Source organism: Neobacillus niacini, from assembly GCF_031456445.1.
GTDB classification, from domain to species: Bacteria; Bacillota; Bacilli; order Bacillales; family Cytobacillaceae; genus Neobacillus; species Neobacillus niacini_I.
Window position 1 is genome coordinate 55,437 of the sequence record NZ_JAVDUQ010000027.1, and the last position, 20,197, is coordinate 75,633.

Below are 20,197 nucleotides of genomic sequence, written 5' to 3' on the forward strand. Positions count from 1 at the left end.
TAAATGCAGACGGGAGGTCTACAACAAAATGTTTGTCGATCAAGTGAAAGTGTATGTTAAGGGCGGGGATGGCGGCAATGGAATGGTCGCATTCCGTCGTGAAAAATATGTTCCGAATGGCGGTCCTGCAGGCGGGGACGGCGGAAAGGGTGCAAACGTCGTATTCGTGGTTGAAGAAGGTTTGCGTACCTTAATGGATTTCCGTTATCAGCGCCATTTTAAGGCAACTCGCGGGGAGCATGGCATGTCCAAAAGCATGCATGGTAGAAATGCAAAGGATATGGTTGTCAAAGTACCACCTGGAACGGTTGTAACCGATGCAGAAACAAAGGAAGTGATTGCTGACCTTGTTGAACATGGACAGCGCGCTGTTATTGCCAAAGGCGGCCGTGGCGGAAGGGGAAATAATCGCTTTGCCACACCAGCCAATCCAGCCCCTGAAATTGCCGAGAATGGTGAACCCGGTCAGGAGCGAGACGTTATTCTTGAATTAAAATTGCTCGCAGACGTGGGGCTCGTTGGGTTCCCAAGTGTCGGGAAATCCACTTTATTATCGGTCGTTTCGGCGGCAAGACCGAAAATTGCCGAGTACCATTTTACGACGATTGTTCCTAACCTGGGAATGGTGGAAACAGAGGATAACCGCAGCTTTGTCATGGCTGATTTGCCCGGATTGATTGAAGGGGCCCATGAAGGTGTCGGCCTTGGTCATCAATTTTTACGGCATATCGAACGGACACGTGTCATTGTCCATGTTCTTGATATGGCAGCGACAGAAGGCAGGGACCCGTACGAGGATTATTTGACGATTAATAAAGAGTTAAAAGAATATAATCTGAGGCTGACTGAGCGCCCGCAAATTATTGTCGCCAATAAGATGGACATGCCGGATGCAGAAGAAAATCTGCAAACGTTTAAAGAGCGCTTGGAAGAAGATTATCCCATTTTTCCAATATCCGCTTTAACAAGAAAAGGGCTTCGCGATTTATTATTTGCGATTGCCGATAAAATAGAGGAGACACCGGAATTCCCTCTTGAACATGAAGAGGAACAAACAGGTGTACATCGTGTACTATATAAGCATGAGAAGGATCCTGATAACTTTAAAATTACGAGAGATCCGGATGGTTCATTTGTCGTTTCCGGTGAGAAAGTGGAAAGGCTGTTTAAGATGACCGACTTTTCTCGAGAAGAATCTATCCGCCGTTTCTCGCGACAGCTTCGAGGTCTTGGAGTGGATGACGCCTTAAGACAAAGAGGAGCAAAAGATGGGGATATCGTAAAATTATTAGAGTTTGAATTTGAATTTATAGAGTAGCCTTCCTCGGTGGTTGGAGGTAGAGAGATGAAGAGGAATAGAGCAGAGAAAAAATTCTATTTAGTGCGTGAGGATGTTCTTCCAGAGGCAATGAAAAAAACGATTGATGCGAAGGAATTGCTTGAACGCGGTAAGGCGGAATCCGTCCAGGAAGCTGTCCAGCAAACTGATTTAAGCCGAAGTGCGTTTTACAAATACAGGGATACGGTTTTTCCTTTTTCGTCGATTAAAAAAGAAAAATTGGTCTCACTCTTTTTTTATTTAGAAGATCGTTCCGGTACCCTTTCGAAATTGCTAAGTGTTGTTGCTTCGTCAGGCTGTAACGTGTTAACGATTCACCAAACCATCCCGCTCCAGGGCCGGGCGAATGTGACGCTTTCCATGAATACGGGGAATATGACCATGGAAATTGATGAGTTATTAACTGAATTAAAAAAGCTCGAATTTGTAGAGAATGTGGAAGTGCTGGGAACAGGTGCATAAGGGGCAGGATTGTTCCTTGTGAAAGCTGTTCTCAGCTTTCTTTTATATGCAGAAATGACAACGAGGGAGTGGAGAAAAGTGAAGGTCGGTTTCTTAGGACCAAAGGCAACGTTCACCGAAATTGCGGTGATGAGTGTTTTTACAGAAGATGAGCTTGAACCGTTCCGGACGATTCCGGAATGCATGGATGCGGTTGCCGATGAAAGAGTAGAGTTAGCAGTTGTGCCCATTGAAAATGCCCTTGAAGGTTCTGTAAATATTACCTTGGATTATTTGACAAGGGTAGTGGATATCCCGATTGTCGGTGAGATTACCATCCCGATTAAGCAGCATCTCATGGTGCATCCTTCCAATCAGGATCAATGGCGGGATGTGAAGCATATTTACAGCCACTCGCATGCCATTGCCCAGTGCCATAAGTTTTTACATACGCAGTTTAAAGGGGTTCCTTTTGAAAGTGTAAATTCTACGGCTGCAGCAGCGAAAATGGTGATGGACCATCCGGAATGGCAGGCGGCCGCGATTGCTAATGAGTTAGCCGCTAAGGAATATGGTTTAGAGATCGTCCAAAGAAACATTCATGATTTTGACTTTAATCAAACAAGCTTTTTTATTCTTTCTAAAAAAGAAGTGGATTTACCGTTAATGGAAGCGGCGAATGCTACCTATAAAACGACGATCATGGTGACTCTTCCAGCTGACCATGCCGGGGCACTTCATCAGGTGTTATCTGCTTTTGCCTGGAGGAAAATAAACCTTTCTAAAATTGAATCGAGACCGATGAAGACGGGAATCGGCAATTACTTTTTCATTATAGATATCGAAATGAAGCTTGATGAGGTGTTGATTCCTGGAGCGATGGCTGAATTAGAGGCACTCGGCTGCGGTGTAAAGATTTTAGGAAGTTATCCTTCGTTGATGGTGGATTTGGATTAGATAGCTAGTGAATTTTCAGAGTTTTAAAAAAAGGATCCGGGAACATATTTCCGGGTCCTTTTACGATTCCATTAAAAAGCCTTCTCTTTTTAAGGCAGCTTGTGCTTCGTCAAGAGCTTTTTCACTGGGAGCTGATAGGGTATGAAGATGGATGCCGCCTGTTAATTCCGACAATAATGCTGCTTTCGTTGATTTCAAGTATTCGATAAATTGTTTGACTTCCTTACGGTTTGAAACCATTATCGATGCCGTTAAATCCCCGTATATGGCATGCTCGATTTTTACATCTTTGACCAATACACCATGGTCGACCAATAGGTTGAGTTCCTTTTCAGTATCTTCCGGTTTATGAAAAGAGGCAATTGTTCTTTCGAAAGTAGGGACGCCGGCATTTTGATGTAAATATAGGTAGCCCTGACTTGTGGCGATGATCGGTTCATTTTTTGCCTTGAGAAGGGTAATATCTCCAACGATGACCTGCCTGCTGACGTTTGTCCGGTTTGCCAAATCACTGCCTGTCAGTGGCACTGGACTATCTTTGAGCAATTGAAGGATTAGGTTTCGCCGCTCCTCTCCCAGGATTTTTTTTTGTACAACCATATTAAACCTCCTAGAAATTTCAAAGGGTTTACTATTAGGGGGATGAAGGTCAATTTCGTGTTTCAATTTGCCTCCACTTTTTTTGTCCCTAAAACCTCCAATAGTAACCCCATTAATCTGTGGTTTTTATTTTAGCATAACATAATTTTCCCTTTTTAAATAACTGCTGTGCCTTTATATTCCTTAACAATTCCAACGAGCGCCTCCCCGAGCCTCAAAACTTCCTCCTTGCTCGTTGACCTACCAAATGATATCCGAATAAATTCCTTTGCCTGCTCATCGCTAACTCCCAAGGCCTTCATCACCTTCGAAGGGGTTTGCATACCCACCTGGCAGGCGCTTCCTGTAGAAATCGCAAATCCGAGACGATTGCTTTCTAGCATCATCCATTGCCCTTCAATACCTGTGACCCGAAGCCCGATGATCGAAGGCAGCTGGGCATCCCCTAATTCCTCTGCCTCAAAAACTTGAACCCATTGCTTAATCGGACTTAGGGCATCCAAAAATGTCTGACGGAGCTCTACATAATGATGAAGAGCCTCTGTAACAGAAGGGAATATTTTTTGAGCAGCCGCCGTCATTGCAGCAATCCCTGGCACATTTACCGTTCCAGGCCGGAACCCTTTTTCATGCGATCCTCCTGGGAAAAAAGGATGCCAAGAAATGCCTGGATCCATATAAACGCCGCCAACCCCTTTTGGACCATAGATTTTATGCCCCGAAAAAGAAAAACTGCTAACCAGCGGCGCAACCGTAGAAAGATTGATTTTTCCAAAGGACTGAACAAAATCACTGTGAAAATGAATGTTATTTTCCTTGCAAATTTGTGCAATTTTTTCAATTGGCTGGATTGTTCCAATCTCTGAATTAACATGTTGTAGTGTGATTAAAACTGTTTCTGGTTTGATTGCCTCCACTAAATCCTCCATATCGATTAATCCGGACGAGTTTAAAGGGAGTAGTGTAATCTCATACCCTGCCCCTTTAAGCCGATTTAAAGCCCCATGAATCGATGAATGTTCGGCTACACCTGAAATAATATGGTTTCCATGTTTTTTAGGAGCGGACAATAATGCTTCAATCGCTAAAAAATTGCTTTCTGAACCACCGCTCGTAAAAAACAATCCATTTTTGTTAATATTCGCCAAACGAGCTAACTCATCACGACAATTTTCAAGCAGTGCAGAAGCGTTCCCGCCAATGTCATGGAGGCTGCTTGAATTCCCGAAAAACTCCGTGGCTGCCTGAATGTAAACTTCAGCTGCTTCCGGATCTAAAGGAGTGGTAGCTGCGAAATCAAAATATATCATTATCATAATCTCCTAAGCTTTTAATTTTAGAATTAGTACTTGATATTAGTGTAATTCTGTGTAAATATATATGTCAAGACACCTGTAAAACCAGGAGGGTCAAAACATGACAAGTACTGATGTGTTAATTATTGGAAGTGGAGTAGCTGCTTTACAACTGGCTGTCCGTTTAAATAAGGAATTAAATGTGAGAATTCTCACAAAGTCAAAATTGCGAACGGCGAATTCATATTTGGCTCAAGGGGGGATTGCTGTGGCACTTGGTGCACATGATCATCCTGACAAGCATTTTATGGATACCCTTGAAGCGGGGAGAAATCATAATCATCCAGAAACCGTTCAGGAAATCATCAATGCAGCACCGATGCTCATTCAGAATCTTTCAAGTCATAATGATGTTTTTGACAGGGGTCAAAATGGTGAGTTACTTCTAGGAATGGAAGGGGCCCATAGTGAAAAAAGAATCGTTCATGGGGGCGGAGATGCAACAGGAAAAAACGTCATGGAACATCTCATCAGCAAGGTAAAAGAAAATGTCCAAATTGAAGAAAATACCTTCGTCTTTGAATTAATCATAAAAAATAAACGTTGTATGGGTGTCAAAGCAAAAAAATTGAATGGATACATTGAGCACTACTACGCCAGCCATGTAATCCTGGCAACAGGAGGCTGCGGTCAGCTTTATCCGTACACATCGAATGCTGAAACCGTCAGCGGCGATGGTATTGCTATGGCGTATTTAGCAGGTGCTGAAATTGTAGATATGGAATTTATCCAGTTTCATCCCACGCTTTTATATATCAATGGTGAAACAAAAGGGTTAATTTCTGAAGCCGTACGCGGTGAAGGTGCCGTCTTGGTTACAGAAGATGGGACCCCCATCATGGAAGGGATCCATCCATTAAAAGACCTGGCACCAAGGCATGTTGTTTCACAAACCATTTATAGCTACTTAAAAAAAGGAATGAAAATTTATTTAGATATTAGTGGTATCAAAAATTTTTCCAAAAGATTTCCTACTATAACGGCTAATTGTGAGGAGAATGGAATTGCCATTTCTAAAGGGCGAATTCCGGTTGCTCCAGGGAGTCATTTTTTAATGGGTGGCATCAAAACGGATTTAATTGGGCGTACCTCTATTGATGGGCTCTATGCAATCGGGGAAGCAGCTTGCACCGGTCTTCATGGGGCGAACCGTTTAGCAAGCAATTCTTTGTTAGAAGGTTTATTTCAAGGAGAAAAACTTTCGGCTTGGCTGAATAAGGCAAATATAGAGTTGCCTGAACCAATTTACACGCATTATTCAACAACGAATCCAAGGATGTTAAATCTTCCTGATGTCCAGATTTTAAAAGGATGGATGATGGAACGAGTTGGGATTGTCCGCAATGAACTTGATTTAAAAAAACAAAAAGATTGGCTGAATCAATGGGAAACGGTTGATCGATTTGACTCATACAGCATGGAAGACGTGAACAAAATGTTTATGCTGACCATTGCGAAACTCATTACGGACTCGGCCTTAAAAAGAACGGAAAGCCGCGGCGGTCACTATCGAAGTGATTACCCTTATGAGGATGATAACAATTGGCTAAAAAAATCAATCATTCAAAAACGGGAAGTGGAGAAGAAGAATGAACACATTGAAACTGCGCTCGCAACTTGAACAATTTTTTATTGAGGATATCGGGGAACAGGATATTACAACTGATTTGATTTTCCCGAATGATACCAATGGGGAAATTGTCTTCTTATCAAAGGATAATGGAATATTTTGCGGAGAAGAAATCATCCGAACCGGCTTTCAGGTATTAAACTCGCAACTCACGACTCAAGTTTTTGTAAGGGATGGCGAGGCCATTGAAAAAGGGCAGCAGCTCGCAACTGTCACTGGAAAAATTGCAGACCTATTAAAAGGGGAGCGGGTTGTTCTCAATTTGGTGCAGCGGATGAGTGGGATTGCCACCTTAACAAAGAACGCAGTAACAACACTGGGCAGCACTCATACAAAACTATGTGACACAAGAAAAACAACACCGGGACTTAGAATGTTTGAAAAATATGCGGTTCGTTGTGGCGGAGGGTACAATCACCGCTTTGGTTTATACGACGGAATCATGATCAAAGATAATCATATCTCCTTTGCAGGCTCCATCACAAAGGCAGTTGAAGCTGTTAGGGCAAAGGCCGGTCATATGGTAAAAGTTGAGGTAGAAGTGGAAACGGAAGAACAGGTGGTAGAAGCGGTAAATGCTAAGGCGGATGTCATTATGTTTGATAATCGCACGCCAGATGAAATTAAGGAAATGATTAATTTAGTGCCAGCTGGAATTATTACCGAGGCTTCCGGCGGAATTCAATTAAGTAATCTGGCATCCTATCAGGACACTGGTGTGGATTATATCTCTTTGGGCTTTTTAACCCATTCGTATAAAGCACTTGATATTAGTGTAAAAGTAAAATGGAACTAAGGGGTGGAATAAAATGAGCATTTTGACAGCAATGAAAAAAAACTTAATGATTCCAGAAAAATATAAACAGTTGACTCGAAAAGAACTTGAATGTCGGGTAAAAGAAGTAAAAAATAAATTTGGTTCAAAACTGTTTATCCCCGGACATCATTATCAAAAGGATGAAGTCATTCAGTTTGCCGATGCTACAGGTGATTCATTAAAGCTGGCCCAATTAGCTGCTAAAAATAAGGAAGCAGATTATATTGTTTTTTGCGGTGTTCATTTTATGGCAGAAACAGCTGATATTTTGACAAGTGATGCGCAAAAGGTAATTTTGCCGGATATGCGCGCAGGCTGCTCGATGGCCGATATGGCCGATGAGCAACAAACTGATATAGCTTGGGAGAAGCTTACAGAAATATTTGGAGAAACCATTCTTCCTTTAACTTATATCAACTCAACTGCTGCCATTAAATCCTTTGTTGGGGAAAATGGCGGTGCCATTGTCACTTCTTCCAATGCTCATACGATGCTCAAATGGGCATTCAAAAAGAAGGAAAGAATTCTCTTTTTACCGGATCAGCATTTAGGCCGCAATACTGCCGTTGATTTAGGCATCGATTTGGATGAAATGGCTGTATGGAATCCGATTACGAATAAGTTAGAATATGATGGTGATGTCTCAAAAATTAAAATCATTCTTTGGAAAGGGCATTGCTCTGTTCATATGGGCTTCACTGTTCAAAATGTTATGGATACTAGGAGTCAGTTCCCTGATAGAAAAATAATTGTCCATCCGGAATGCCGTCATGAAGTAGTCAAATTGGCTGATATGGCTGGGTCGACCAGTTATATTATTAAAACAATTGAAAATTCGGAGCCGGGATCATCTTGGGCCATTGGAACGGAAATGAATCTTGTAAATCGAATTATTCAAAATCATCCAGATAAAAACATTGTTTCATTAAACCCTCAAATGTGTTCATGTATGACAATGAATCGAATTGATTTGCCGCACTTGGTATGGAGTCTGGATACTTTAGAGGATAACTCTACCCATAATCTGATTAAGGTTGATGCAGAAATTGCCGAGAATGCTAAATTAGCTTTAGAAAGAATGCTTGTAAATTCATAAATAAATGCTAAAAGGGATGCATTTTTAAAATGTATCCCTTTTGATGTTTTATCAGCGAATTGAAGGGGGTTATCCGCGAATTTTCATACTTTATCCTCGAATTGAAAACATCCATCATATCAACAGCTCTAAAATTATTCATCAGGGTCCAATTCATATTTTTCCCAAAAAAAGCATATGTTTTTGTGAAGAATGATAGCACTTTGCCCATTTCCACATAGACTATATGGACTTATGCATAGGAGGGAAATCAGAGTGAAGATCCATATCGTACAGAAAGGGGATACTCTTTGGAAGATCGCCAAGAAGTACGGCGTGAATTTTGAAGAGCTGAAAAAAATGAATTCCCAGCTCAGCAACCCTGATATGATTATGCCCGGTATGAAAGTAAAAGTCCCGACAACAGGAGGAATGGTAAAGAAAGAAGCACCTGTAGGGAAACCGGAAGCTGCCATCAATTTAGGAGCTAAGAAGGAAATGCCGATTGTCGAGCACCCATTTGCCAAGGAAAAGCCTATAGTGAAAGAAATGCCAATTAAGGAAATGCCAATTAAAGAAATGCCAATTAAAGAAATGCCAATTAAAGAAATGCCGATTAAGGAAGTGCCAATTAAAGAACAGCCAATTATTAAGGAAGCACCAAAAGTGCCTTATACTCCAAAAATGCCTCTCCCAGTTGTCCCAGAAATCGATATTAGTAATTATTATATGACTAACATGACGAATATGACGGTAAAACCAGAACTTCCTCCAAAACCGGCCAATATTTTACCGGAAGTAAAGGAAGTACCGAAAAAAGAAGTACCTGTACCTCCGCCGGTGGAAGCGCCGGTTGAACAGCCGTGTGTCCCAATAACACCTGTAATGCCTGGACCGGGATTTTGCCCGCCATTGGAATATTACCCGCAGCCATATATGATGCCCTATCCACAAGGAGGAGGCTATCCGGGAATGCATGGCGGTTATCCTGTAAATCCAGGAGCTTACCCTGGTGCTCCTGGAGCCTATCCAGGAGCATTCCCAGCAGCCGGTATGGCACCAACCGTTGCAGGAGCATCCTATGTACCGCATTTTGATGATGAATCTTCATCCTTTATGCCGCAAATGCCAGTTATGAACCCGGCTTATAATCCGGGCGTGATGGGAGCTCAAAATCCAGCCCAATATCCGGGAGGCGGTTACCCGCAAATGCTTGCAGGACCAGCTGCTCCAACAGGTTTTCCGGAAGGTTATCCAGGAGCAGCACAGGCAGGATACCCAGTAGCGCCGGCAGGATACCCAGGAGGACCGGTAGGATATCCGGAGAGTTACCCAGGAGGAATGCCGGCAGGATACCCAGGAGGATCGGTAGGATATCCGGAGAGTTACCCAGGAGGAATGCCGGCGGGATACCAAGGAGGACCGGCAAGATATCCTGAAGGCTACCCAGGAGGAATGCCGGCGGGATACCAAGGAGGATCGGCAGGATATCCTGAGAGTTACCCAGGAGGAATGCCGGCAGGATACCCAGGAGGACCGGCAGGATATCCTGAGAGTTACCCGGGGGGAATGCCGGCAGGCTACCAAGGAGGACCGGTAGGATATCATGAGAGTTACCCGGGGGGAATGCCAGCAGGTTACCCGCAAGCGGGATTCCAAGGCGGACCTCAAATGGGCTATCCGGGAGAATATCCGACCGCGCCGGGTCCGGTTAATCCTGCTTCAGGAGTAGCACCATATGGACCGGGGGCACCATACGGGCAAACCCCTTACGGTTACCCGCCAATGGGCGCCGCTTTTGAAACGCCGGAAATGACAGGACCCCCCGGTGCACAAATGCAGCATCAAGGATTACCTGTCGGACCGGGAGCTTTAGGGGACTGTGGATGCGGCGGACCGGCTGAGGGAGCAGTACCAAATTTTGTCCCACCTACTCCACCTATCTATAGCGCACCATATACTGGACCAATCAATGTCGCACAGCCACCGTATATGAATCCTTATGGGATTGGACCAGATGGGGCAGGAGCCTACGGGATGCCGCGATTTGTTGATGAAAGCAATGACGAGAATTAATAATAAGGGAGACGATGCTTATTTGGATCGTCTCCTCTCTTATTTTCAATCAAAATTCCAAGAAAAAATTAAGCAATTTGTTCCCATCCGAAAGAAAGTTTATTATGTCAAAACGAAAAAAAATAGCTATATCATTAAAGGTTATCGTTCCAATAAAAGACTAAAGCTGCAAGAAACGTTTACGACTACCTTGAAAAATGAAGGCTTTAGCAAAACTTACTTGTTTGTCCAGCCTGTCAAAGAAACACTTTTTTTTGAAGGTATCCATTACGGTGTGATCGAATATATCGAACCACATAAAACCGCTTTTTCGTACCATTCGAAAGAAAATATTGTCAAGGGTTTAAAGCTTTTAGAGGAATTTCACAAGGTCACCGCAACCTTTGAGACACGCTACCGGACTTTAATCTCAAAAGGGGATCAGATTGGAAAATGGCAGGAGCGTTCTGCTATCTTTGTGAATAATCTCCCTGTTTTAGAGTATTTCCTTAACCCCTCATATCTGACTGAAATGTTAGAATGGGCAAAATGGTCATTAGACGGAATTACGGAAAATAGTGCTTTTTTTGAAAAAGAACCTTTTGTAATCCTTCATGGGGATGTGGCGCACCATAATTTCTTGCGCGATGCATCTGGAGATTTACATTTAATTGATTTTGATTTAATTCAAATTGGACCTAAAGTCTTAGATTATTTACAATACGCAAACCGGATCTTGCCATACTTGGATTGGTCACTTGAACGGTTTTCCGAATTTGAACCGATGAAAAAGTTTTTAAAGGAAAAAGCTTTTATATATGCGTTAGCCTACCCATCGGATATATTTCGTGAATGGAACCGGATAATCAGAGAGAATTCTCAAACAAGACCTTCCAAAACAAAGTATGTGATGGAATTGACAGTCAATCAATTTCATTTACGAAGAAAGTTTTTCAACCAGCTGAAAAAAATGGTTTAATTAGAGGCTTCCGCTTTCTGGTAGAATGAAAATCCCTTCTAAGAACAACCTAAGAATGAGCATAATGTAAATGCTCATGATGTTCTTCGAGGGGGTTTTTCGCTTGAACAAGAAACCATGGGTGATTCCTCTTTCCGCCTTGTGTATTATGGGGCTGGCAGGTTGTGCAAACTCTGATCGCGCCGGTGTAAATAACAACGATAACAACGTAGCACGTCCAATGGGGTATTACTCAAATGAAAAACATCCAAATAATAATAACGGGTTTCTAATCGATAACGATGGACCGCTGACGGAAATGATGGATCATACGCTTGGGGATGAGGGGAATTATCAAAGGGATCAACGGAGGCAGTTGCTGCAGACGAGGGATGAGAATGGAAATCCTCCCAATCCGACCAAACCGCTTGCAGACCATGATCATAATTTTTTCATGAGGGACAATCGATTCAGTACGGGGGATGTCAATTACCACAATCACCTAAATGTGAAGTACAGCAGCAGTGATGCTGCGCATGATTCAGCAACTCTAGGAAGAATTACCAATCAGATAAAGCAAACGGCAGAATCGGTAAATAACGTTCAAAATGTTCATTCTGTTATATACGGCAACTCAGTATTGATTTCCATTGACTTAGTGGATCATAGCCGTGCAGCTGAAACGAAAAGAGCAGTCCAAAAAGCTGTTAAGCCATATGTGAACGGTAAAAAGGTGTCGGTCATCACGGATGAAGGAACATTAAGCCGCGACCGCAATACCACAAATGAACTTCTTGAAGGTAAACAAATACCTTAATTCAAAGGGTAAAGCCAAGGGCTTTGCCCTTTTTATTTGTCATTAAGGATAAAAAGGCAAAATAAGGCTAAACTAGGACTGAATGAATATAACAAAGAGGTGATTTGCATGAAGTTCAAATGGATGATAATGGCTGGTTTTCTTGCTATTAATTTGGGAATGGTCCCTGGAATGGACATGACAGCATCCGCCGCGGGGCAAGATCGCCATCTTGAACAGCAAACGACGGAGCCTCTGCAATTAAAAGTTACTTTACAAAGGGTTTATTTGGATGGTGAAATAAGCGAAGAAGTTTTTCATGAAACAAGCTGGTCACCTGAGAATTTTTGGGCGAAGTATGATCAATGGCAGCTGATTAATACAGATGGAGAAAATTTGGTTTTTCGTAAAAAAGTAGATGATATTTCACCATTGCTGAAGGCGAACGGTTATTTCGGCATCACCAATGAAGGGGTATTGACAATTTTTAATGGCAGACCTGGACAATCAAGAATTATCCAATCTTTTTTCCAAATAGATATTAAGAAACTAGAAAGTAAAAAGCAGGAAGAGCTGCTTGAAGGGATTCCCATTAAGACAAAAGATCGTTATGTAGAGGTTTTGGAAACCTTCAGACCCTATTCGACAAGAGAAGCTTCAAAAAATTAATGAAACGAACTAAAAATCAGACTGATGTCGTTAATCAGCCTGTTTTTTTTCGTAAAAAATTGAATTTCGGTTTTATAAATGGTTTCTATCAGCGAAAAAATGCTTTCTATCAGCGAAACGAACCATTCAATCAGCGAAAAATCATTCCCAATCAGTGAAACGAACCACGCAATCAGCGAAACCTAAATCTGGCCAACCAAAACAGGTTATTTTCTTCAACACCCCCGAAATTTTATGATAGAATGAAGTTTAGTCCAACTTGGGGAGAGAAGAGAAGTGTTTGAATTTATTAAAGGGACCGTTGAATTTGTCGGGCCTGAATATATCGTCATCGAAAATGGCGGAATCGGGTATCAAATAGCAACCCCTAATCCGTTTATTTACTCCGGTAAAATGGAAACGATGGTAACGGTATATACCTACCATTACGTCCGTGAAGATACTATGGCCTTGTACGGTTTTACGACAAGGGAAGAAAAAAGACTTTTTACAAAGTTATTAAATGTTTCCGGGATTGGACCTAAAGGGGCGCTTGCGATTCTTGCCTCAGGAGAAGTGCAGCAGGTTGTTTCCGCAATTGAAAATGAAGACGAAGGCTTTCTTGTTAAATTTCCGGGAGTCGGAAAAAAAACCGCGAGACAGATGATTCTGGATTTAAAAGGGAAATTGCAGGATATTGTTCCCGATTACTTTCCGAATTTATTTAATGCCGACCAATTCGCGGCCGGGCAGGCACTGTCCGCCAACGCAGACTTGGAAGAAGCAATACTTGCCCTTAAAGCCCTTGGCTATTCTGAAAAAGAAATTAAAAAGATTTCGCCGGAATTGCAAAAGGAAAAACTTTCAACAGACCAATACATTAAAAAAGCCTTGCAACGGCTTTTAAAATAAGGTGATGATTCATGGAGGAAAGAATTATTTCTAGTGAAGCGAATCAGAACGAAATCAGTTTGGAACAAAGCCTCCGGCCCCAGAATTTAAAGCAATATATCGGCCAAACACATGTGAAAAAAAATCTGGAGGTTTTTATTGAGGCAGCAAGACTGCGGAAAGAAACACTTGATCATGTTCTCTTATATGGACCGCCTGGTTTGGGAAAAACTACCCTTGCGGTCATAATTGCCAATGAAATGGGTGTAAACATTCGGACCACTTCAGGACCGGCAATCGAACGCCCGGGAGATTTAGCTGCCATCCTTACAGCTCTAGAACCGGGGGATGTGCTTTTTATTGATGAAATCCATCGTTTGCCCCGCTCGATTGAAGAGGTGCTTTATCCGGCGATGGAAGATTTTTGTCTAGATATTGTTATAGGCAAAGGTCCGAGTGCGCGTTCCGTCCGCCTCGATTTACCGCCTTTTACACTAGTAGGTGCGACAACAAGGGCAGGCTCGTTATCCGCGCCATTAAGGGACAGATTTGGAGTTTTAAGCCGTCTCGAGTATTATAAGGAAGACCAATTAAAAAACATTGTCCTCCGCACTGCCGAGTTATTCCAAACCAATATTGACGAGCAATCGGCGATGGAAATTGCAAGACGGGCGAGAGGGACCCCAAGGATTGCCAATCGTCTGCTCAGAAGGGTTCGAGACTTCGCCCAGGTTAAAGGAAATGGTACCATAAATCTGACGCTTGCAATGGAAGCATTGGATCTCCTGCAGGTTGACCGGCTTGGGCTTGACCATATTGACCATAAATTGCTGAAAGGGATTATTGAAAAATTCCGCGGCGGTCCTGTTGGTCTTGATACGATTGCAGCGTCAATCGGAGAAGAGTCGGAAACGATTGAAGATGTGTATGAACCTTATCTCTTGCAGATTGGCTTTTTACAAAGAACTCCGAGAGGAAGAGTTGTGACTGGGGCAGTGTATCATCATTTTGGCCTAGAGATTCCCGAGAAGTGACCGTTTTCTCCAACGTTGATTTTTACTTCATAAGAAGATTTCGATAAAAGGATGTAATTACCATGAAAGTAGATTTATTTGATTTTCACTTGCCTGAAGAATTGATTGCTCAGGTTCCGCTTCAAAATCGGACTGACAGCAGATTGATGGTGTTAAATAAAGAAACAGGCGAAATAAAGCATGAAATTTTCAAAAATGTGATTGAATATTTGCGTGAAGGGGATTGCCTTGTCTTAAATGATACAAAGGTCCTTCCCGCACGTCTTTTTGGCGTTAAAAAGGATACCGGTGCAAAGATTGAGGTCCTCCTGTTAAAACAGCTCGAAGGCAACAAGTGGGAAACACTTGTAAAACCTGCGAAAAGAGTCAAAGAAGGGACCGAGCTTGATTTTGGGGACGGCTTGCTTACTGCTGTGTGTACGGATACTTCGGATCACGGCGGGCGGGTGCTTGAGTTCAAGTATGAAGGAATTTTTTATGAAGTGTTGGATCAACTAGGTGAAATGCCGCTTCCTCCATATATTAAGGAGCAGTTAGAGGACCGTGACCGCTATCAAACTGTGTTTGCCCGTGAACCGGGATCTGCGGCTGCCCCGACAGCAGGTCTTCATTTTACTGAGGAATTATTGGAAGAAATTAAGGAAAAAGGAGTTCATATTGCCTTTATTACCCTGCATGTTGGTCTTGGGACATTTCGTCCGGTAAGTGTGGAGGATATTTTGGAGCATGATATGCATTCCGAATACTATATGGTAACCGAAGAGACGGCCGGATTATTGAATGAGGTGAGAAAGAACGGGGGAAGAATTATTACCGTTGGAACAACCTCTACTCGCACACTTGAAACCATTGCCTCTCAAAATGACGGGAAATTTGTTGCAGGCAGCGGCTGGACGAGTATCTTTATTTACCCTGGATATGAATATAAAGCGATTGATGGCTTGATTACCAATTTCCATTTGCCAAAATCGACTTTAATCATGCTTGTTAGTGCTATGGCAGGGCGGGAACATATATTGCATGCTTATAATACAGCCGTCGAAGAGCGCTATCGTTTCTTTAGCTTTGGAGATGCGATGCTCATTATCTAGTCAGTGGAAGAGGAAGGAGAAAAAAATTTGACAGCGATTCGCTATGAATTAATCAAAACATGTAAACAAACTGGGGCGCGCCTTGGCAGGGTTCATACACCCCATGGTTCATTTGATACACCGGCATTTATGCCTGTTGGTACACTGGCAACCGTAAAGACGATGTCACCAGAAGATTTAAAGGAAATGGGCGCAGGTATCATCTTAAGTAATACCTATCATTTATGGCTTCGCCCCGGCCATGAGATTGTCAAGGAAGCTGGCGGTCTTCATAAATTTATGAATTGGGACCGGGCGATTTTAACGGACTCAGGCGGCTTCCAGGTTTTCAGTTTAAGTGAATTCCGCAAAATTGAAGAAGAAGGGGTTCATTTCCGTAACCATTTAAATGGGGACAAATTATTTTTGTCGCCTGAAAAAGCAATGGAAATCCAAAATGCCCTGGGCTCTGATATCATGATGGCATTTGATGAATGCCCGCCATTCCCGGCGACATTTGAATATATGAAAAAATCGGTAGAAAGAACTTCAAGATGGGCAGAGCGCTGCCTCAATGCTCATCAACGTCCCGAAGATCAAGGTTTGTTTGGGATTGTTCAAGGGGGAGAATATGAGGAACTAAGGAAGCTAAGTGCGAAAGACCTTGTTTCCCTTGATTTCCCTGGTTATGCCGTCGGCGGTTTATCGGTTGGTGAACCGAAGGATGTCATGAACCGGGTGTTAGAGTTCACGACACCGTTATTGCCAACAAATAAACCGCGTTATTTGATGGGAGTTGGTTCTCCTGACTCATTAATCGATGGGGCCATTCGCGGAATTGATATGTTTGATTGTGTCTTGCCGACTAGAATTGCCAGAAATGGGACATTAATGACGAGTGAAGGCAGATTGGTTGTAAAAAATGCCAAATATGCAAGAGATTTTGGTCCTCTCGATCCAGATTGCGATTGCTATACCTGCCGAAATTACTCGAGAGCCTACATACGCCACTTAATTCGCTGTGAAGAAACGTTTGGAATTCGATTAACTTCTTACCATAATCTCTATTTTCTGTTAAGATTAATGGAGAAGGTCAGACAAGCTATTATGGAAGACAGGCTTGGTGATTTCAGAGAAGAATTTTTTGAACGTTATGGTTTCAATAAACCGGACGCGAAAAATTTCTAATAGATGTTTTTTGAAAGGAGGGAAACGTAAATGCAAGGAATTGGTACACTTTTACCATTAATTTTAATGTTTGTGTTGTTTTATTTCTTATTAATTCGCCCGCAGCAAAAGCGTCAAAAAAATACACAAAACATGCAAAGTAGTTTAAAAAAGGGTGATAAGATTGTCACGATTGGCGGTCTTCATGGTTTCATTGATTCCATCGATGACAATAAGGCAGTCATTAAATGTGGAGACGGCAGCCGTCTTACCTATGATCGCTCAGCGATTCGTGAAGTAACGGAAGCGAGCAAAGAAGCTTCAAAAGAAGTTAGTCTTGAAAAATAATAGCAGCAAAAAAAGGAAGCCGAATCCATATTAGGCTTCCTTTTTTACATTGAAAATTTTTAAGCGGTTCTAGAATTATTGTTCGTGGCGATATTTACACCTAGAATGCCGCCCATCATTGCAATCAGTGTATAGCAGGTATGATAAATGATTTGGTCGAAATTAAATAGTTTGTCATAGCCTAAATATTGAAACAGGAAAACTACCAGTGAATAAATTAACCCTGTTACTCCCCCAATTAACCATCCTTTTTCCTTTCTTTTCCCTCCGGATAGAAAACCGCCGCCAAATAATGCGATAAAGGATAAGGCGGTGACAATATATTGGAGTGAGACTTCTTTTGTGGAGGTAAATTTTAGAATTAACGAAACAATAAGGCTGCTAATTGCTGCAAAAGCAAAGATGAAAATGAGCCCGTATAAGATTGATGTACCAAAGCTTTTTGATTCGATTTTAACTCTCCCCCTTCAATGCCTTTAGGCAGTCTATATCATTCCTGTATCTCTTCTTAGTCTTTGGAAGCTATACAGTAACCTTCTTAGTACAAGTTATTCAGGATGGTTGAAAAGTAGAATCAAAAAAATCCGCCGCTCTTTTTTAAATCATTTGTTTTTGGGTAATTATTCCACTTGTTATTCCTATCAGTTTGCAAACAATAGAATTGAATGTATTAAAAGGGGAGACATACTGTGGGAGTATACGGGATTATTATCTTTCGGACCTTTTTTTTCTATTTGCTTATCCTGATTATTTTCCGGCTTATGGGTAAACGGGAAATTGGTGAGTTAAGTATTCTTGATTTAGTTGTATTTATTATGATAGGTGAAATGGCAGTGATCTCAATCGACAATACAGAGGAACCACTGATTCATACTGCTCTGCCAATGGTAATATTAATGCTCATTCAAATTTCGCTGGCTATCGTTTCATTAAAGAGCAAACGATTTCGTAACCTTGTTGATGGCCAGCCAACTATCATCATCAACAGAGGAAAAATTGATGAGGTGGCAATGAAAAAACAACGGTACAATTTCGATGATTTAATGGCTCAATTAAGAGAAAAGGATATTCGCAGCATTGCGGATGTTGAATTTGCGATTTTAGAAGCATCAGGGAATTTATCGGTTATCGAAAAACTGCAAGATCCCAATAAACCGCAAAAAAATGGAGATATTACGATTCCATTAATTATGGATGGGCAGATTGAAGAAGAAAATTTAAAAAGAATTAATAAAACCAATCTTTGGCTCAGGCAGGAGCTAAAAAAGAAGGGGTATCGGGACTTAAAAAAAATTTCCTTCTGCAGCTATGAAAATGGAAAGTTTTTTATCGATTTACAGGATGAATAAGGAAAAAGACACGCGGCAGAGCGTGTCTTCTGTCTAATTATTTAAATGCAAATAAGTTGCCAATGATAGGAATTCGTTCAAGTTCCTCTTTTTTTATTAGCCCCATAACCAAGAGAAGGAGGATATAGATGAAGGATATCCCCGCAGTTGACATTAAAACACGAATGGCTAAAAATTGGTTGCTTAGGATATGACCGAACATCCAATAGCCACTCCAGCCTGATATCCCCATAGCGATAAACGCTTTTGCATAATCGCGAACATAGAAGGAAAAAGCAATTTTCTTTAAGACGGTGGCAAAATGAAGGACGGTTACCAAAACAAATCCGACGATAATTCCTAATGCTGCCCCAGTAATACCAAAGGATGGCTGGGAAGCAAGTAAAAAGATAACGGCGGTTTTGACAACTGCTCCGATTAGGCTGTTAATCATCGCAGCTCTTGCTAAATTTAATGCCTGCAAAACGGCTTGAAGCGGACCCTGATAGTAATAAAATAAGAAAAACGGTGCCATTAATCGAATAAAGTAAGAACCATTTGATTTACCATACATGATGGTCATTAATGGGTCAGCTAGTACATACAAGATCACAACCGCAAGACCTCCGGATAAAAACGCCAGCCGTAATGCCTGCTGCAGACGGTATTCAATCAATTTATGGTTGTTTTGTGAATTCGCTTCACTGATAGCCGGAACTAATGAGGTTGCCAATGAAAACGTAATAAAGGAAGGGAGCATTAAAAGCGGCAATGCATATCCAGTTAAGGAACCATATTGTTTGGTCGCTTCCACTGCCACCACACCGGCTATTGCTAAGCTGTTGGCAACCACAATCGGTTCAAAAAACCAGGCAACTGAACCAATCATCCTGCTTCCCATTGTCGGAACAGCAATCTCCATTAAATCTTTGAAGGTTTTTTTTCCGGAATAAGCAAATTTAAAAAAGTTTTTACGAAGCTTAAATCGTTTTTTTAGCTTAAATGCGGTCATTAAGTATACAAGCGAAAACAGTTCGCCGATAACTGCCGAAACCATTGCTGCTGCGGCTGCATATTCAATTCCATAAGGGATAAACGCTTTAGTCATGACCGCAATTAAGGTAATTCTCACAAGCTGCTCTAATATTTGCGAGTTTGCGGACGGACGCATGTTCTGTCTCCCTTGAAAATATCCTCGTAAAACGGAAGACACGGCGATAACCGGTACAACTGGTGCAATTGCTACGAGTGGATAGTAGGTTCTTGGGTCGGTGAAAAGAGTTGTTGAAAGAATCGGTGCAAGCATGATTAACGCAGGAGTAAAAATGAGTGATAATGATAGAGTTGTGGCAAGTGATACCACTAATATTTTTTTTATTTCCTTATGGTCGCCCCTTGCTTCTGCTTCAGCAATATTTTTTGATATGGCAACAGGAAGTCCGAATTGAGTGATCGTTACCACCAGGATGAAAGTCGGAAAGGCCATCATGTAGAGGCCAACGCCTTCTTCTCCAATACTTCTCGCTATTACAATCCGATTAATAAAGCCCAAAACTCTTGTAATCAGGCCCGCTATTAATAGGATGAAAGTCCCTTTTAAAAACTTCGACATTCAACTTCCCACCTTCTCAAAAAAGAAGAATTCATATACAATTAACTATATGCACCAAGGTGGACAAAGCATGACA

The 20,197-nt window shown here is 41.8% G+C and carries 21 protein-coding genes; 17 read left to right on the plus strand and 4 right to left on the minus strand.

Annotation, left to right across the window (positions count from 1 at the left end; genetic code table 11):
- Positions 1-28: 28 nt before the first annotated feature.
- From obgE to pheA, 3 genes are all read left to right on the plus strand, one after another.
- Positions 29-1,318, plus strand: coding sequence for a GTPase ObgE (gene obgE / locus J2Y67_RS19435; RefSeq protein ID WP_310176641.1), 1,290 nt, complete (start codon positions 29-31; stop codon positions 1,316-1,318).
- A 27-nt stretch (positions 1,319-1,345) separates the two neighbouring features.
- Positions 1,346-1,801, plus strand: a complete 456-nt coding sequence (locus J2Y67_RS19440) for an ACT domain-containing protein (protein WP_310176642.1) — start codon at positions 1,346-1,348, stop codon at positions 1,799-1,801.
- Positions 1,802-1,879: 78 nt separating this feature from the next.
- Entirely contained in the window at positions 1,880-2,737 is an 858-nt protein-coding gene (pheA, locus tag J2Y67_RS19445) for a prephenate dehydratase (RefSeq protein ID WP_310176686.1), read from the plus strand.
- Between the two features lie 60 nt (positions 2,738-2,797).
- Here pheA and J2Y67_RS19450 read toward each other — a convergent pair whose 3' ends face one another.
- Complete coding sequence (locus J2Y67_RS19450; protein ID WP_310176644.1) at positions 2,798-3,337, minus strand: transcription repressor NadR; 540 nt, start codon at positions 3,335-3,337, stop codon at positions 2,798-2,800.
- A gap of 155 nt (positions 3,338-3,492) precedes the next feature.
- Positions 3,493-4,647, minus strand: a complete 1,155-nt coding sequence (locus tag J2Y67_RS19455) for an IscS subfamily cysteine desulfurase (RefSeq protein ID WP_310176647.1) — start codon at positions 4,645-4,647, stop codon at positions 3,493-3,495.
- Between the two features lie 106 nt (positions 4,648-4,753).
- Between J2Y67_RS19455 and nadB the strand changes: the two genes are divergently transcribed.
- From nadB to yajC, 13 genes are all read left to right on the plus strand, one after another.
- Positions 4,754-6,313, plus strand: a complete 1,560-nt coding sequence (gene nadB, locus J2Y67_RS19460; RefSeq protein WP_310176649.1) for an L-aspartate oxidase — start codon at positions 4,754-4,756, stop codon at positions 6,311-6,313.
- Positions 6,282-7,118 carry a carboxylating nicotinate-nucleotide diphosphorylase gene (gene nadC / locus J2Y67_RS19465; protein WP_310176650.1) on the plus strand — a complete coding sequence of 279 codons (837 nt, stop codon included), beginning with the start codon at positions 6,282-6,284 and terminating at the stop codon, positions 7,116-7,118. Before nadB ends, nadC begins: the two co-directional genes overlap by 32 nt.
- 13 nt (positions 7,119-7,131) lie before the next feature.
- Positions 7,132-8,235 carry a quinolinate synthase NadA gene (nadA, locus tag J2Y67_RS19470; RefSeq protein WP_310176652.1) on the plus strand — a complete coding sequence of 368 codons (1,104 nt, stop codon included), beginning with the start codon at positions 7,132-7,134 and terminating at the stop codon, positions 8,233-8,235.
- Positions 8,236-8,490: 255 nt separating this feature from the next.
- Positions 8,491-10,290 (plus strand): SafA/ExsA family spore coat assembly protein, encoded by a 1,800-nt coding sequence (gene safA, locus J2Y67_RS28185; RefSeq protein ID WP_310176654.1) that lies wholly within the window; start codon positions 8,491-8,493, stop codon positions 10,288-10,290.
- Positions 10,268-11,248 carry a phosphotransferase gene (locus tag J2Y67_RS19480; protein WP_310176688.1) on the plus strand — a complete coding sequence of 327 codons (981 nt, stop codon included), beginning with the start codon at positions 10,268-10,270 and terminating at the stop codon, positions 11,246-11,248. The genes safA and J2Y67_RS19480 overlap by 23 nt, the downstream gene beginning before the upstream one ends.
- A 103-nt stretch (positions 11,249-11,351) precedes the next feature.
- Positions 11,352-12,044 (plus strand): YhcN/YlaJ family sporulation lipoprotein, encoded by a 693-nt coding sequence (locus J2Y67_RS19485; RefSeq protein WP_310176657.1) that lies wholly within the window; start codon positions 11,352-11,354, stop codon positions 12,042-12,044.
- A 108-nt stretch (positions 12,045-12,152) separates the two neighbouring features.
- A complete protein-coding gene (locus J2Y67_RS19490; protein ID WP_310176660.1) occupies positions 12,153-12,692 on the plus strand; it encodes an intercompartmental signaling factor BofC in 540 nt (179 codons plus the stop codon).
- Positions 12,692-12,850 (plus strand): hypothetical protein, encoded by a 159-nt coding sequence (locus J2Y67_RS19495; RefSeq protein ID WP_310176661.1) that lies wholly within the window; start codon positions 12,692-12,694, stop codon positions 12,848-12,850. Before J2Y67_RS19490 ends, J2Y67_RS19495 begins: the two co-directional genes overlap by 1 nt.
- Before the next feature lie 118 nt (positions 12,851-12,968).
- Positions 12,969-13,583, plus strand: coding sequence for a Holliday junction branch migration protein RuvA (ruvA, locus tag J2Y67_RS19500; RefSeq protein WP_310176662.1), 615 nt, complete (start codon positions 12,969-12,971; stop codon positions 13,581-13,583).
- An 11-nt stretch (positions 13,584-13,594) separates the two neighbouring features.
- Positions 13,595-14,596, plus strand: coding sequence for a Holliday junction branch migration DNA helicase RuvB (ruvB, locus tag J2Y67_RS19505; protein ID WP_310176664.1), 1,002 nt, complete (start codon positions 13,595-13,597; stop codon positions 14,594-14,596).
- A 62-nt stretch (positions 14,597-14,658) separates the two neighbouring features.
- Positions 14,659-15,687, plus strand: a complete 1,029-nt coding sequence (gene queA, locus J2Y67_RS19510) for a tRNA preQ1(34) S-adenosylmethionine ribosyltransferase-isomerase QueA (protein ID WP_310176665.1) — start codon at positions 14,659-14,661, stop codon at positions 15,685-15,687.
- A gap of 27 nt (positions 15,688-15,714) precedes the next feature.
- Positions 15,715-16,854, plus strand: a complete 1,140-nt coding sequence (tgt, locus tag J2Y67_RS19515) for a tRNA guanosine(34) transglycosylase Tgt (RefSeq protein ID WP_310176667.1) — start codon at positions 15,715-15,717, stop codon at positions 16,852-16,854.
- A gap of 30 nt (positions 16,855-16,884) precedes the next feature.
- The gene (gene yajC / locus J2Y67_RS19520; protein WP_310176668.1) at positions 16,885-17,181 is read left to right on the plus strand and encodes a preprotein translocase subunit YajC; all 297 of its coding nucleotides are present in this window, start codon (positions 16,885-16,887) and stop codon (positions 17,179-17,181) included.
- A 59-nt stretch (positions 17,182-17,240) separates the two neighbouring features.
- On the opposite strand, the gene J2Y67_RS19525 is transcribed toward yajC, so the two are convergent.
- Positions 17,241-17,633, minus strand: coding sequence for a TIGR04086 family membrane protein (locus tag J2Y67_RS19525; protein WP_310176690.1), 393 nt, complete (start codon positions 17,631-17,633; stop codon positions 17,241-17,243).
- Positions 17,634-17,870: 237 nt separating this feature from the next.
- Between J2Y67_RS19525 and J2Y67_RS19530 the strand changes: the two genes are divergently transcribed.
- Positions 17,871-18,530, plus strand: a complete 660-nt coding sequence (locus tag J2Y67_RS19530) for a DUF421 domain-containing protein (RefSeq protein WP_310176670.1) — start codon at positions 17,871-17,873, stop codon at positions 18,528-18,530.
- A gap of 37 nt (positions 18,531-18,567) precedes the next feature.
- Here J2Y67_RS19530 and spoVB read toward each other — a convergent pair whose 3' ends face one another.
- Complete coding sequence (spoVB, locus tag J2Y67_RS19535) at positions 18,568-20,121, minus strand: stage V sporulation protein B (RefSeq protein WP_310176672.1); 1,554 nt, start codon at positions 20,119-20,121, stop codon at positions 18,568-18,570.
- Positions 20,122-20,197 lie beyond the last annotated feature (76 nt).